The following is a 14,663-nucleotide window of genomic DNA, read 5'->3' on the forward strand; positions in this document are numbered from 1 at the left end:
GGGCGATCCGGCAGCCGGGCGAACGCACGGCCGGGGGCGGCACGATGAGCGCCCCACGCGTGCTGCGCCATCAGCACCAGGACGCGGCGGCCCGGCCGTTCATCGTGATCTGGGAGACCACCCGGGCCTGCCCGCTGGCCTGTCTGCACTGCCGTGCCGAGGCCGTACCCAACCGGGACCCGCTGGAGCTGGACACCGAGGCCGCCCAGGACCTCATGCGGCAGGTGGCCGCCTTCGGGCATCCCGCGCCGCTGTTCGTGATCACCGGCGGAGACCCCTTCCAGCGGCCCGACCTGCTGGAGCTGATCCGCTACGGACGGCAGATCGGTCTGCCGGTCGCCGTCTCGCCCTCCGGCACCCCGACCCTCACCGCGGACCGGCTGCGGGCCGTCCACGAGGCGGGCGCGAAGGGGCTCTCCTTGAGCCTGGACGGCTCCACGGCCGAACTGCACGACGGCTTCCGCGGCGTGGACGGCGTCTACGGCTGGACACTGAGCGCCTGGGACACCGCCCGCGCCCTCGGTATGAAGGTGCAGATCAACACCACGGTCACCCGGCACAACCTGCACGACCTGCCCGACATCGTCCGGCTGGTCCACCAGCACGGAGCGATGCTGTGGAGCGCGTTCTTCCTGGTGCCCACCGGCCGGGGCAAGTCACTGGGCGCGCTCACCGCCGCCGAGACCGAGGACGTCCTCAATTTCGTGTACGACGTCGGGCTGACCGTGCCCGCCAAGACCACCGAGGCCCACCACTTCCGCCGCGTCGCCCTGCAGCGCCGGATCATCGCGGACGCCGGGGACGACCATGTGGCGGTCCTCGGGCTCGGGGAGCTCTACGACCGGCTGCGTAAGCGGGTCGCCGAACTCGGGCTCGACGCGGGCCGGCGGCGCACCCGAAGGCCGCCGCTGGACGTCAACGCCGGCCGCGGCTTCGTCTTCGTGTCACACCACGGCACCGTTCATCCCAGCGGCTTCCTGCCCAAGAGCGCGGGCAGCGTGCGGGAGACCCCGCTGACCGAGATCTACCGCGACTCCGAGCTCTTCACCGGTCTGCGGGACCCCGACCGGCTCGGCGGCCGGTGCGGCAGCTGCGAGTTCCGCCGGGTGTGCGGCGGATCCCGTTCCCGTGCCTTCGCGGTCACCGGCGACCCCTACGCCGAGGAGCCCTGGTGCGAGTACCGCCCCGGTTCCTTCCCCTACCAGCGGGAGCTGGCCGAACTCCTGCCCGACACCCCCGACGGAACAGAATGATCACCATCGGGCGCGGCCCCACGCAGACCGGCGGCCCGAGCGGGCCCGCCAAGTACCCGAGCAGATTCCGGGAGTCCGGCCTGCGCGTCCGCCATCTGCGCGCCCACGTGCTCGTCGTCGCCTGGTTCGCGCTGGCTCTGCTGGCCGCCGCCGCCCAGCAGTCGCTTCCGGTGGCCCGCTGGCTGGCGGTGCACCTGTTCCTGCTGGGCGGCGCGACCACCGCCATCCTGATCTGGAGCGAGCACTTCGCCGTCGCGCTGCTGCACGCCCCGATCCCCGACGAGCGGTGGAGCGACGCCCGCCTGGCCGGAGCCAACGTGGCCGTCACCGGGATCGTCGTGGGCGTATGGGCGGACCTGCCGGTACTGACCGGCATCGCCGGTCTGCTGCTGGTCGCCGTCGCCACCGCACACCTGGTGGTGCTGATACGGATGGGCCGGGGCGCCCTCGGCGGCCGGCTCAAGGCGGTCGTCGGCTACTACCGCATCGCGACCGCGGCCCTGATCGCCGGGGCCGTGCTGGGCGGGCTGCTGGCCACCGGTCACGCGGGCGCCGCCCATTACGCCGGGCTCCGCCTGGCCCACATCCATGTCACGCTGCTCGGCTGGATCGGACTTCCCATCCTGGGAACCCTGTTCATGCTGTGGCCCACCGTGCTGGGCGTACGGATGAAGGACCTCACCACCCGGGTGTCACGGTGGGCGCTGTGGCTCACCGGCAGCGGACTGGCCGTGGCCGCCGTCGGGCTGGCCCTGCAGTGGCGCTGGCCGGCCGCGGCCGGACTGGCCGCATACGCGTCCGGGGCCGCCGTGGCCGCGGGGCTGCTCGCCCGCACCGTACGAGGCAGTCGGCCCGTCTCCGCGGCGGCGGCCTGGATGCTGGCGGCCGCCACCTGCTGGCTGCTGATCTTCGTGACGGTCGATCTGGTGATGCTGGCCGCCCGGTCGCTCACGGCGGTCCAGACGGTGCTGGAGGACCTGGTGCCGGTGCTGCTCGCCGGCTTCGTCGCACAGGTCCTGATCGGCGCCCTGACCTATCTGCTGCCCGTGGTGCTCAGCCGCGGCCACGAGGACCGCGCGGCCGTGCGGGCGGTGCTGGAACGGGGATGGCTGCCGCGGCTCGTGGCGCTGAACGCCGGAGTGGCGCTGCTGGCGCTTCCGCTGCCCGGCCCCTGCGACTTCGTGGGCATGGGCCTGGCCGGTGCGTCGGCCGCCGCGTTCCTGGTCCTGGTCGTGCTCGTGCTGGCCCACAGCCGTCGCACCGCGCAGGACCCGGCGCCGGCCGGTTCCGGACCGGATCGGACGACACCGACCGCCACCCGGCGGCCCGCGCTGCTGGGCACCGCCGCCGGGGTCGTGATCACCGTACTTGCGGTGCTGGTCGCCAACGGCGGCCGGGACACCGGCAGTTCGCCCGACACGGCCGGCGCCGCAGCCGGCTCGTCCGGCGGATCCCGCACCGTCAGCGTCTCGATCAGGGGCATGACTCTCAGCCCGAACCGGATCGAGGTCGCCAAGGGGACCTCCCTGCGGCTGAAGGTCACCAACAACGACGCCCAGCGCCATGACCTCAAGGCCGAGAACGGCCGCGCGACCCCGCTGCTGTCCCATGGCCAGAGCCACACCCTCGACCTGGGGAAGGTCACCGACGACCTGCAGTTGTGGTGCACCGTGCCCGGCCACCGCGCCGCGGGAATGCAGATGGACGTCGTCGTGAAGTCCGGCACGGGCGCGGCCGCCGACCAGAGCACCCCGTCGTCCGGTTCCGCCATGGACATGGACCACAGCGGGCACTCCATGGACTCCTCCGCCGGCGGCGGACTCGACCTGGCCAAGGACTTCTCGACGGGCTGGAAATCCCGCTCGGCCGACCTGCCGGCCGTCGGCACCGCGACCGTCCACAAGGCCGAACTGCACGCCGCCCACCGCACCGTCGAGGTCGCGCCCGGCGTCGAGCAGCAGATGTGGACCTTCGGCGGCACGGCCCCCGGCCCCACCCTGCACGGCAGGATCGGCGACATCTTCGAGATCACGCTCGTCAACGACGACACCGGCATGGGCCACGGCATCGACTTCCACGCCGGAGCCCTCGCCCCCGACAAGCCCATGCGGACCATCGACCCGGGGGAGCGGCTGGTCTACCGGTTCCGCGCCGAACGGGCCGGCGCCTGGCTGTACCACTGCAGCACCGCGCCCATGCTCCAGCACATGGGCAACGGCATGTACGGTGCCGTGATCATCGACCCGCCCGGACTGCCCAAGGTCGACCACGAGTACGCCCTGGTCTCCTCCGAGCTCTACCTCGGCACGCCCGGCAGCACGGCCCAGGTCGACAAGATGCGCAACGACACCCCGGACGCCTGGGTGTTCAACGGCATCGCCGCCCAGTACTCCAAGGAGCCCCTGAAGATGAAGGCCGGTGAGCGGGCCCGCTTCTGGGTGGTGGCCGCCGGGCCCAGCGACGGGATCGCCTTCCACATCGTCGGCGCCGTCTTCGACACCGTCTACAAGGAGGGCGCGTACCTGCTGACGCCGAAACAGCCCGGCGGGTCCCAGGTGCTCGATCTGTCCGCGGCCCAGGGCGGCTTCGTGGAGACCACGTTCGCCGAAGCCGGTCACTACTCCTTCGTCGACCACGACATGCGCCACGCCGAAGCCGGTGCGCACGGCATGATCGAGGTGACCCGGTGATGGGATCCGTCAACCTGTGGAGCCTGGTGCGATTCACCCACGTCATCGGCGCGGTGGTGTGGGTGGGCGGACAGCTGGCCCTGTCCCTGGTGGTGCTGCCGCTGGGCCGCCGACTGCTCGACACCGAGGCATTCGCCCGGTTCAGTGCCGCGGCCGGCCGCCGCTTCGGAATGCTCACCGGAGCGCTGTTCCTGCCGCTGCAACTGGGCACGGGCTGGGCCATCGCCTGGCACAAGGGCGTCACCTGGGCCTCTCTCGGCGAGCCCGGCTACGGGCGCACCCTCGCGGCCAAGCTGGGCCTGTTCGTCGTGGTCATGATCGCGGCGGCCGCCCACGGCTGGGCCCATGCCAAGGGCCGCGCCGAACTGGCCAAGGCCCTCGCCGTCGTCTCCCTCGTCGGCTCGCTCGGGGTCGTACTGCTGGCCACCGCACTGCCCGCCACCTGACCGGACGCGAGAAGCCGGGGTACGCCCACCGTGGCGTACCCCGGCTTTTCGCGTACCCCGGCTTCCGGCGTCCCCGGGCCTCCCGCATCACCACGGTGAGAGGGCGCCCCAACGGCCCTGTCCCGAGGTGCCGGCCGGAGGTCCCAACGGGCCCCAGAACGGCCCTGATGCCGTGGCCCGCTCGGCGGCCCCGTAGGGACTGATGGCCCACCCCGCGACGGGGCACCGTCACCGAATCTGATGGCGGGCGGTACGCGCGGAACGCGGCCACCCGATCCGGACCGGATCAACCGGTCCGGACCCTGTGAGCAAGAGGAGCAGGCAGAAATGCTGCAGGCATCGCAGAACAAGGACAGCGGGACGGCATCCGTTCCGCGCCAGGCGTGGCTGATGCTGGCGTTGGCCACGGTCGGTTTCGCCGTGAACTTCTGGGCGTGGGCACTGCTGAGCCCGCTCGGCCCGCGGTTCAAGGACTCCCTCGGCCTCTCCTCGTTCCAGCAGTCCCTGTTGGTCGCGGTGCCGGTCGTGGTCGGATCCCTGGGCCGGATCCCGGTGGGCGCGCTCACCGACCGGTTCGGCGGCCGGGTGATGTTCCCGCTCGTGTCGGCCGCCACCATCGTGCCGGTGCTGTACCTCGGTCTCGCCGGCCACGACTCGCTGACGACGCTGTTGATCGGCGGCTTCTTCCTCGGCATAGGCGGCACCGCCTTCGCCGTGGGTGTGCCCCTGGTCAGCGCCTGGTTCCCACCGGAGCGGCGGGGCGCGGCGATCGGCATCTTCGGCGCGGGCATGGGCGGTACCGCGATCAGCGCCCTGACGACCGTGAAGCTGGTGGACGCGCACGGCATGGCCAACCCGTTCCTGATCACCGCGGGTGTGCTGGCGGTCTACGCGGTGCTCGCCGCGCTCCTGCTGCGCGACGCACCCGGCCGTACGGTGCCGACCGAGCCGCTGGCGAGCCGACTGGCGGCGACCTTCAAGCTGAGCATCACCTGGCAGGCCTCGGCCCTGTACGCGGTGGCCTTCGGCGGCTACGTCGCCTTCTCCGTCTACCTGCCGACCTACCTGAAGACCGGCTATGGACTGGCCCAGGCCGACGCCGCCAACCGGATGGCCGGGTTCGTGCTGCTGGCGGTCGCGATGCGGCCGGTGGGCGGCTGGCTGTCGGACCGTATCGGCGCGGTGCGGGTGCTGACGGGGGCGCTGGGCCTGGTGCTCGTCGGTGCCTTCGTGCAGGCGATGACGCCGTCGCTGGCCCCGGTGGGCACGGTCGCTTTCCTGATGCTGGCCGCCGCGCTCGGTGCCGGCAGCGGCGCGGTGTTCGCGCTGGTGGGGCTCCTGGCTCCGTCGAACATGGTCGGCTCGGTCACCGGCGTCGTGGGTGCCGCGGGCGGACTGGGCGGCTTCCTGCCGCCGCTGGTGATGGGCTCGCTCTACGGTGCCTACGGCTCGTACGGCATCGGCCTGAGCCTCCTCGGCATCGTCGCCACCGCAGCCCTGGCCTTCACCGCGACGGGCGTGCGCCAGGCCGTCTCGCGCCGCCCGGCCACCGCGCAGTCGCACTGACCCCAGCCCCGTAGAACCCTGTAGAACCCCGTACAACCCGGTAGAACAAGGTCGGACACGAAGGAACCACACGATGTGCGAGTACTGCGGATGCCAGTCACTGGCAGCCATCGACGAACTGACCCGAGAGCACGAGACCGTCGTGAACCTGATCGGCGAAGTGCACGACGCCCGGCGTGACGGTGATCTGACGCGCATGGTGGAGCGGGCCCGGGACATCGCCGCAGTGCTCGCCCCGCACACGGCGGTCGAGGAAGGCGCGCTCTTCCCCGCGATGGCCGAGGAGTTTCCCGGCCAGATCGCCGTTCTGGAAGCCGAGCACCGCCGTATCGAGTCGGTGCTGGAGGAGGCGGCGGAAGAGGTGCCGGCCGATCCCGGCTGGCCGGACCGGCTGACGGAGGTGCTCGCTCTGCTGCGCGAGCACATCCTCAAGGAGCAGGACGGCGTCTTCCCCGCCGCACTGGCCGTCCTGGACACCGAGCAGTGGGAGATGGTGGACGCGGTACGGCTCCGCGTCGGCGGTCTCACGCAGGCACCGAAACGCTGACACACATGAACGACGCCCGGGCCGCGGCATCCGCCGCGGCCCGGGCGTCGTTCATGTGCGCTCAGGAACCGGTCGAGGAAGTCACTCGGTCGAGAGGGTCACTCATGCCTCGGTGACCCGGATGCCGGACACCAGATCGGGCCGGATGCGCACCGCCTGGTCCAGGGTCTGCCTCACCCACGGGCGAAGCATTTCCCGGTAGCGCGCCAGGTCCCGTTCATCGGTGACCAGCTCGGCGAAACCGGTGACGACCACGCTCCAGCCCAGGTGGGTGTCCGGGTCGATCACGTCGGCCTCGTAGGCGACGACGACGCCCGGGCTGCCGTCGTGGCGGGTGTGCGAGGTCAGGGCCGCGCCCTCGTGGGTGCGGATGACTATCTGACCGTCGTCGATGATGTGATTGACCGGGCGGATGGTCGGCAGTGCGCTTCGGGTGAAGACGATCCTGCCCATGGGCACGCTGCCCAGCAGCCGTAGGGCCTCGGCACTGTCGAGTTCTGCGCTCCGGCGCGGTTCCACAAGGGCCGGCTCGGCGTTCTTGATAGGCATGGCGTGTGTCCGTAAGGAGGGGTTCGGCACGTACTCATGTGCGTCCGGTGTCCGCCGTTGCGTCCGGTGTCCGCCGAGCGTCGTGTCCGCCGTGCGTCCGGTGTCCGCGTTCAGGGACCTCGATCAGACCAGTGAAATGGCCCACGCGCCGGTCGTGCCAGGGCCGTTCGGCCCTGCGCGGACCGCGTCCGGCCCTGCTTCGCGGGCCCTCGCCGGGCGCGCGTCCGCGTTAGCGGATCCTCCGTGCCGCCACCCGTCCCCGGCCCGATACCGTGGCAGATGTTCAGAAGGATCGGTGCCGGCACCGTGACCAGGGACGGAGGACAACGGTGGGAAGCCCCGACGACGCTCGCGAGGCGCGCATGCGGCTGCCGCAGCTGCGGCTGGACGAGCTCCTGGAGGAGCTGCAGGCCCGCCTGGACGCCGCCCGCGGCACCCGGGACCGGGTGCACAGCCTGCTGGAGGCGGTCCTCTCGGTCGGCCGGGAGCTGGACCTGGAGCAGGCGCTGCGCAGCATCGTGGAGGCCGCGGCGGTCCTCGTCGACGCGGAGTACGCGGCGCTGGGCGTGATCGGACCGGACGGAAAGCTGCTCTCGGACTTCCTCACGGTCGGCGTCAGCGACGAGCAGATCGCCCGCATCGGTCCCTTCCCGCAGGGCCACGGCATTCTGGGCGAGCTGATCCGGCACCCCGAACCGCTGCGGCTGGCCAGTCTCGCCGAGCACCCGGCGTCGTACGGCTTCCCGCCCCACCACCCGCCGATGAACACCTTCCTCGGCGTCCCCATCCGGGTACGCGGCCAGGTCTTCGGCAACCTGTACCTCACCGAGAAGCGGGGCGGCGCGCAGTTCGACGAGGAGGACGAGTCGGTCCTGTCCACGCTGGCCGTGGCGGCCGGTGTGGCGATCGACAACGCCCGCCTGTACGAGGAGTCACGGCTGCGCGAGCGCTGGCTGCGCGCGAGCACCGAGATCACCCACGGGCTGATGTCCGGCATCGAGAGAGGCGAGGTCCTCAGACTGATCGCCGAGCGGGCCGGTGAGATCACCTCGGCGTCCCTGGCCGTGGTCGCCGTACCGATGGCGGACACCGACGCGCTCACCGTGGAACTGGCGATCGGGGAGGAGGCGGAGGCCCACCGCGGTCTGGTGCTGCCCGTGGACGACAGCCTGATCGGGCGGGCCTTCTCCAGCGGCGCCCCGATCACCAGCGCCGACGTCTGCCGCGACGAACGCGTCTCGTCGGGCCCCCCGCGGTTCTACGGACTCGGCCCCGCCGTGGCCGTCCCCATCGGCTCCGGCGAGGGGGTACGAGGCGTCGTCCTGCTCGTCCGTGCCGCGGGCAGGCCCCCGTTCTCCGAGGAGGAGACGGAGCCGTTGCAGGGCTTCGCGGCGCAGGCCGCCGTGGCCATGGAGCTGGCCGAGCGGCGCAAGGACTCCGAGCAGATCGCGGTGCTGGAGGAACGTGACCGGATCGCCCGGGACCTGCACGATCTGGCGATCCAGCGGCTGTTCGCCACCGGAATGACGCTGCAGAGCGCGGGGCGGTTCATCGAGCACGCGGAGGCCTCCGGCCGGGTGCTGCGGGCGGTGGACGACCTGGACGAGACGATCAAGATCATCAGGTCGACGATCTTCGGCCTGCGGGCGCAGGACACCGCCACCGGCCCCGGCCTGCGGGCGCGGACGGTACGCGCGGTGGGCGAGGCCGCGCCGCTGCTCGGGTTCGCCCCCAGCCTGCGGATGGAGGGCCTGCTGGACACCGATGTGGCCCGGGAGACCGCCGACCAGGTGATGGCGGTGCTCTCCGAGGCGCTGACCAATGTCGCGCGCCATGCGCACGCCTCCAAGACCGAGGTGGCGCTGGAGACCGACGGCAGACAGATTCGGCTGACGGTCTCCGACAACGGCGTGGGCATCCCTGCCCACGGCCGCCGCAGCGGCCTGCGCAACATGAAGGAACGGGCCCAGCAACTCGGCGGGGACATGGAGCTGACCGACCGGCCCGCCGGTGGTACGACACTGGTCTGGCACGCGCCGGTGGGGGAGGCCTAGCCGGGATCGCCGGCCGCTGCTCGTGGGGACGGGGCGAGGCCTTTCGGCGGATACTGGGACCGGCTGCCCCGGCGCGTGAGAACCTGGCCGGGGACCGGAACGAGGACCGTGCCCGACCCCGAACGCGCCCGTCCCGGGTGCCCGCCGAACCGGACCGCCGAGAGGCGGCGGGTGAGGAGGCCGCGAGGGCCATGCGACCGCTCGACGCGCAGACGGTGTCCACACTGGTCGAGGAGGCCACGGCCGCCCCGTCCATGCACAACGCTCAGCCGTGGAGCTTCCGCTTCGTGACCGCCGAGCGTCTCCTCCTGCTGTTCGCCGATCTCGATCGGGCGATGCACCGGTCCGACCCGGGCAACCGGGCCCTGCACATCGGATGCGGGGCCGCGCTGTTCAATCTGCGGGTCGCCGCCGCACACGCCGGGCTCGCCCCCCAGGCCGTACTGCTGCCCGACCCCACGGATCCCCTGCTGCTGGCCGCCGTGCCGCTGGCCGAACCCGGCGCACCGGCCGCGGACGAGGACGACCTGCGCCCGCTGTATCCGGCGATCGGGCAGCGGCACACCAGCCGCCACCCCTTCGACGAGAAGGACATCCCCGACGACGTACAGGCCGGGCTGCGGGCGGCGGCCGCCCGGGAGGGCGCCGAACTGCTCTTCCCCGGGCCCTGGCACATCGACACCCTGCTGGAACTCGTCCGCGACGCCGAGAGCCGCGACATCCTGGATCCCTCGGGCCGCGAGGACCTCGATCACTGGACCCGGACCGGCCCGGAAGCGGAAACCGCCACCGACGGGGTGCCCGAGTACGCCTTCGGGCCGAGACCGTCGAGCGGCCGGGCTCCGCTGCGCGATTTCGCCGGACGCCGGGCGGTGGCCGAGCACGACAGCGCCCGCTTCGAACAGAACCCCCATCTGGCGCTGCTGAGCACCCACACCGACACGCCCGCCGACTGGCTGGTGGCCGGGCAGGCGCTGGAACGCGTCCTCCTGCGAGCCACCCTGGCCGGTCTGGCCACCGCCCTGACCTCGCACGCCCTGGAGAGCCGCGAGCTGCGCCTCCTGGCCCGCGATCCGGTGTCGGGCACGGGCCACGTCCAGATGGTGCTGCGACTCGGCTACGGCCCGCCCGGCCCCGCCACACCCCGCCGCCCCGTGCGGGACGTCCTCGACATCGCCTAGGCAGTCACTTCGCGGGCGGCCGGAGCCTTGCTTGCCGGGGACGTGTGGCGCGCCGGGATCGCGACCATGAGCGGTGGGCAACGCGCTAGGGCCATCCGGCCTCCTTTGGGCCGCATAACCGGGGCCAAGCGTACCGACTTACCGAGCCGTTCGGCCTCGTTCGGTCCTTCCGGCCCATGATCGGCCCCGGACCGCGGCTTAATGGATCGCAGCTGTGATGCGTGAGCGCCCGCCCGCGCACGTTTGCAATTCCGAGGAGAGCCATGCTTTCGCCCGAGTCCGCCGCTGTCGTCCGCGCCACCCTGCCCGCCGTGGGCGGGGCCCTCGACGAGATAACGACGCGGTTCTACGGCACGATGTTCGGCGACCAACCCGAGCTACTGGACGGGATGTTCAACCGGGGCAACCAGGCCAACGGCGAACAGCGCCAGGCTCTGGCCGGGTCCATCGCCGCCTTCGCCCAGGCGCTCCTCGCCGACCCCGACGCCCGCCCGGACGCCCTGCTCTCCCGGATCGCGCACAAGCACGCCGCGCTCGGTGTCACCGAGGACCAGTACACGATCGTCCACAAATACCTGTTCGGCGCCATCGCCGACGTCCTCGGCGAGGCGGTCACCCCCGAGGTCGCCGGGGCCTGGGACGAGGTGTACTGGCTGATGGCCGGTGCGCTCATCGCCCGGGAGGCCCGCCTCTACCAGGAGGCCGACGTCGACCCGCGCCGGCCCTGGCGGCAGTGGACCGTCGTCGAGCGCCGCGAGGAGACCCCGGACGTCGTCTCCTTCATGCTGCGCCCGGCCGACGGATCGCCCGTACCGCCCTCGCGCGCCGGCCAGTACGTCAGCGTGCGCGTCGAAATGCCCGACGGCATCCACCAGTTGCGCCAGTACAGCCTCTCCGGGGCGCCCGACGGCGAGCTGCGCCGCATCACCGTCAAGCGCGTCGAGAGTGTGGCCGAGGCCCCCGAGGGCGAGGTCTCCAACCAGCTGCACCGCACGGTGAAGGCCGGCGACGAGCTCACCCTGTCGGCACCGTTCGGCGACGTGGTCCTCGACGACGCGGACTCCCCCCTGCTGTTGGTCTCCGCCGGCATCGGCTGCACCCCGATGGTCGGCATGCTCGAACACCTCGCCGCCACCGACTCGTCCCGGCCGGTCTGGGTCCTGCACGCCGACCGCGCCCCGAAGGACCACGCCCTGCGCGCCGAGACCCGCCGCCTGGTGGAGCAACTGCCCAACGCACGCGCGGAGTTCTGGTACGAGGAGGACGCGGACAGCGAGGCCGGTGCGCGCACCGGACTGATGATCCTCGACGAGCTCCAGCTGCCCGCCGGCGCCGACGTGTACCTGTGCGGCTCGCTTCCCTTCATGCGCGCCCTCCGCAGCCAGCTGCTCCAGGCCGGCATCCCCGCACGCCACATCCGCTACGAGGTGTTCGGCCCGGACCTGTGGCTGGCGCACGCCGAGGACTGACAGCCGCGCGGTGAGCGGCGCCGCCTCCCGCCGATGACCGCGGTCGGCGCCGCCTGCTGCTGGACGACACCGGTCTGCCCGATGAGGCAGGCCGGTGTCGTCGTGCGCCCGGCCGGGGTTTGGCCGAGGCCCGTCGCGGGAGGGCGCCGTCACCGCCGTGAGCCGTGTCCGCCTGGGCCGAAAGTCCCGGACCGGGAGACCGGCGGGCCCCGAAATCCGGCCGTATCGGAGCCCTGCGGCCCTTGAACGGGGCCCGTCCGGCCGTGGGCGGCCCCCCTGACCGTCGGCCAAGCTGGGGGCGACCGAACCGGAGGATCACGTGTACGGATCCAACGGGCGCTCACCCGTTCGGCTTCTCCGTCCAGAGCCGGCGCGGCGCTCGTACCGGTTCGGTCGCCGTCCGGCCGCCCGCCTTGTCTGCCCTGACTTCCGGGCGGCCGGACCAGGGGCTCGGCACGGGTCGTACCCAACCGCCCCCATTCCGGCGGTCGTCAGGAGAAGCGCATGCACGCATCAGGCATATCGGAGATCGATGCCACCGCTCTGGAGACGCTGTTGGCGGCCGCGACGGCGGCGCCGTCGATCCACAACACCCAGCCGTGGCGGTTCCGACTGGACCCTGCCACAGGGGTGTTGCAGGTCCGCGCCGCACCCCAGAAGTCGCTCTCGCTGACCGATCCGGAGTTCCGGGCCCAGTATCTGTCGGTCGGCGCGGCGCTGTTCAACCTCCGCGTCGCCGTGGATCACCTGGGGCTGCAGGCGATGGTGCGGCTGCTGCCGGACCCGTCCGACCCCGGGCTGCTGGCCGTCGTATGGCCGTGCGGCCGCTCCGACTTCCTCCAGCCCGACCAGTGGCGGCAACTCGATCTGTACGGAGCCGTCGCGCGGCGGCACACGAGCCGCATGCCGTTCACCGGGCGTCCGGTGCCCGAGTCCGTCGTGGCGCAGATGACCGAGGCCGCCCGGCTCGAAGGGGCGAGGCTGCGGGTACCGGACTTCGCCGGGACCCGGCGGCTGCTGCACCTGACCGCGGCCGGAGAGGCACGCAACCACGCCGACGCGGGGCGTGCGGCCGAGAGCCGAGCATGGATCACCGCGCCGGGTGAAGGCCCGTACGGCATTCCGGTGACGGCGCTGGGGCCGCAGGACTCGGCCGGACGGATGCCCATGCGGGACTTCGTCGGTACCCAGCGCTCCCGGCGCCTGCCCGGGCTCCGCTTCGAGCGGCACGCCCAGGTGGCCCTGCTGTGCACCACTCGGGACCGGCGCGTGGACTGGCTACGGGCGGGGCAGGCGCTGCAGCGTGTGCTGCTGGTGGCCACCGCGCACGGAGTGCGCACGTCGATGCTGCACCAGGCGCTGGAGTGGCCGGATCTGCGGTGGGCGATGCGCAATGGACCTGAGCGGCGCTGCAGTCCGCAACTGCTGATCCGCTTCGGATACGGCCCGGAGGGCGGCCGGACCCCGCGTGCACCCGCACAGCCCTGAGACCACGGCCGATACGGTTCACCGCCCCGGGTGAGCCGTATCGGAGCGGTGAGTCGGACCGGTGAGAGCGAAGGAGCGGACAGGATGGCGCAGGTACCGACTCGGCAAGGGGCAGGGCCGGCACCGGTTTCCGGCCGGGCGTGGCTGATGCTGGCCCTGGCCACGATCGGCTTCGCCGTCAACTTCTGGGCGTGGGCGCTGCTCAGCCCGCTCGGCCCCCGGTTCAAGGAATCCCTTGGCCTGTCCTCCTTCGAGCAGTCGCTGCTGGTGGCGGTGCCGGTCGTGGTGGGCTCGCTGGGCCGCATCCCGGTCGGCGCGCTCACGGACCGGTTCGGCGGACGGGTGATGTTCCCGCTGGTCTCCGCGGCCACCATCGTCCCCGTCCTCTATCTCGGGCTCGCGGGCCACTCCTCCCTGGCGGCCCTGCTGGTCGGCGGGTTCTTCCTCGGTATCGGCGGCACCGCCTTCGCCGTCGGAGTGCCCCACGTCAACGCCTGGTTCCCGCCCGAGCGACGGGGGTTCGCCATCGGGATCTTCGGCATGGGCATGGGCGGCACCGCGATCAGCGCGCTGACCACGGTGAAGCTCGTCGATGCCCATGGCACGGCCACCCCCTTCCTGATCGCCGCCGCCGTGCTGGCGGTGTACGCGGTCGTGTCGGCGCTGGTGCTGCGCGACGCCCCCGGCCGCGTGGTGCCGACGGAGCCGCTCTCCCGTCGCCTGGCCGCCACGCTCAAACTCGACGTCACCTGGCAGGCCTCCGCCCTGTACGCGGTGGCCTTCGGTGGATGTGTCGCCTTCTCGGTCTATCTGCCGACGTATCTGCGGACCGCCTACGGGCTGACCCAGGCCGACGCGGCGAACCGGATGGCCGGATTCGTACTGCTCGCGGTGGCGATGCGGCCCGTCGGCGGCTGGCTGTCGGACCGCGTGGGGGCGGTGCGCGTCCTCGTCGGGGCGCTGGGCGTGGTGGTCGTCGGCGCGCTCCTGCAGTCCCCGACGCCCTCCCTGGCGCCGGTCGGCACGATCGCCTTCCTCGCCATGGCCGCCGCGCTCGGCGCGGCCAGCGGAGCGGTCTTCGCCCTGGTGGCCCTGCTGGCCCCCGCGAACCAGGTCGGCTCGGTCACCGGAGTCGTCGGCGCGGCCGGCGGGCTGGGCGGATTCCTGCCGCCCCTGGTCATGGGCTCGCTGTACGGCGCCTACGGCTCCTACACGCTGGGCCTGGTCCTGCTGGGCCTGGTCGCCGCCGCCGCGCTGGTGTTCACCGCCACCGGCGTCCGCCACGCCGTCGCCCGGCGCACTCGGGTCGCCCAGCCGCAGGAGCAGTAACCGCGTTCCAAGAGGATTTGATCCTTCCCGTGGCGCCGCTGTCCGGTGAAGGCAAGAATGCGAACAGGCCTGTGCGCAATTTGGTGTGGAT

Annotated in this window: 11 protein-coding genes; 10 read left to right on the plus strand and 1 reads right to left on the minus strand. The window is 72.4% G+C overall.

Going from position 1 to position 14,663, the window contains the following annotated elements; translation table 11 throughout:
* Nucleotides 1-44: 44 nt before the first annotated feature.
* The 5 genes from AB0I54_RS11865 (at nt 45) to AB0I54_RS11885 (ending at nt 6,502) form a co-directional block, all read left to right on the plus strand.
* On the plus strand, nt 45-1,253 hold the full coding sequence (locus tag AB0I54_RS11865) for a TIGR04053 family radical SAM/SPASM domain-containing protein (protein ID WP_363295796.1): 1,209 nt from the start codon (nt 45-47) through the stop codon (nt 1,251-1,253).
* Complete coding sequence (locus AB0I54_RS11870; RefSeq protein ID WP_363295798.1) at nt 1,250-3,943, plus strand: multicopper oxidase domain-containing protein; 2,694 nt, start codon at nt 1,250-1,252, stop codon at nt 3,941-3,943. Before AB0I54_RS11865 ends, AB0I54_RS11870 begins: the two co-directional genes overlap by 4 nt.
* A complete protein-coding gene (locus AB0I54_RS11875; protein WP_363295799.1) occupies nt 3,943-4,389 on the plus strand; it encodes a hypothetical protein in 447 nt (148 codons plus the stop codon). The genes AB0I54_RS11870 and AB0I54_RS11875 overlap by 1 nt, the downstream gene beginning before the upstream one ends.
* Nucleotides 4,390-4,716: 327 nt before the next feature.
* Nucleotides 4,717-5,955, plus strand: coding sequence for an MFS transporter (locus tag AB0I54_RS11880; RefSeq protein ID WP_363295800.1), 1,239 nt, complete (start codon nt 4,717-4,719; stop codon nt 5,953-5,955).
* 73 nt (nt 5,956-6,028) lie between these two features.
* Nucleotides 6,029-6,502 carry a hemerythrin domain-containing protein gene (locus tag AB0I54_RS11885; RefSeq protein ID WP_363295801.1) on the plus strand — a complete coding sequence of 158 codons (474 nt, stop codon included), beginning with the start codon at nt 6,029-6,031 and terminating at the stop codon, nt 6,500-6,502.
* 102 nt (nt 6,503-6,604) lie between these two features.
* On the opposite strand, the gene AB0I54_RS11890 is transcribed toward AB0I54_RS11885, so the two are convergent.
* Nucleotides 6,605-7,051, minus strand: a complete 447-nt coding sequence (locus AB0I54_RS11890) for a pyridoxamine 5'-phosphate oxidase family protein (protein WP_363295802.1) — start codon at nt 7,049-7,051, stop codon at nt 6,605-6,607.
* A 329-nt stretch (nt 7,052-7,380) separates the two neighbouring features.
* On the opposite strand from AB0I54_RS11890, the gene AB0I54_RS11895 reads away from it, so the two are divergent.
* The 5 genes from AB0I54_RS11895 to AB0I54_RS11915 all read left to right on the plus strand — a co-directional run bounded on the left by AB0I54_RS11895 (nt 7,381) and on the right by AB0I54_RS11915 (nt 14,572).
* Nucleotides 7,381-9,105: a GAF domain-containing protein gene (locus tag AB0I54_RS11895; RefSeq protein ID WP_363295803.1), complete on the plus strand. Its 1,725-nt coding sequence runs from the start codon at nt 7,381-7,383 to the stop codon at nt 9,103-9,105.
* 191 nt (nt 9,106-9,296) lie between these two features.
* Nucleotides 9,297-10,286, plus strand: coding sequence for a nitroreductase (locus tag AB0I54_RS11900; protein WP_363295804.1), 990 nt, complete (start codon nt 9,297-9,299; stop codon nt 10,284-10,286).
* Between the two features lie 263 nt (nt 10,287-10,549).
* The gene (locus tag AB0I54_RS11905; RefSeq protein ID WP_363295806.1) at nt 10,550-11,755 is read left to right on the plus strand and encodes a globin domain-containing protein; all 1,206 of its coding nucleotides are present in this window, start codon (nt 10,550-10,552) and stop codon (nt 11,753-11,755) included.
* A 504-nt stretch (nt 11,756-12,259) separates the two neighbouring features.
* Complete coding sequence (locus AB0I54_RS11910; protein WP_363295807.1) at nt 12,260-13,243, plus strand: nitroreductase family protein; 984 nt, start codon at nt 12,260-12,262, stop codon at nt 13,241-13,243.
* 147 nt (nt 13,244-13,390) lie between these two features.
* On the plus strand, nt 13,391-14,572 hold the full coding sequence (locus AB0I54_RS11915) for an MFS transporter (protein ID WP_363296072.1): 1,182 nt from the start codon (nt 13,391-13,393) through the stop codon (nt 14,570-14,572).
* The last annotated feature ends 91 nt before the right edge of the window (nt 14,573-14,663 follow it).

Origin of the sequence: Streptomyces sp. NPDC050625 (genome assembly GCF_040654755.1) — a bacterium.
Classification (GTDB): domain Bacteria; phylum Actinomycetota; class Actinomycetes; order Streptomycetales; family Streptomycetaceae; genus Streptomyces.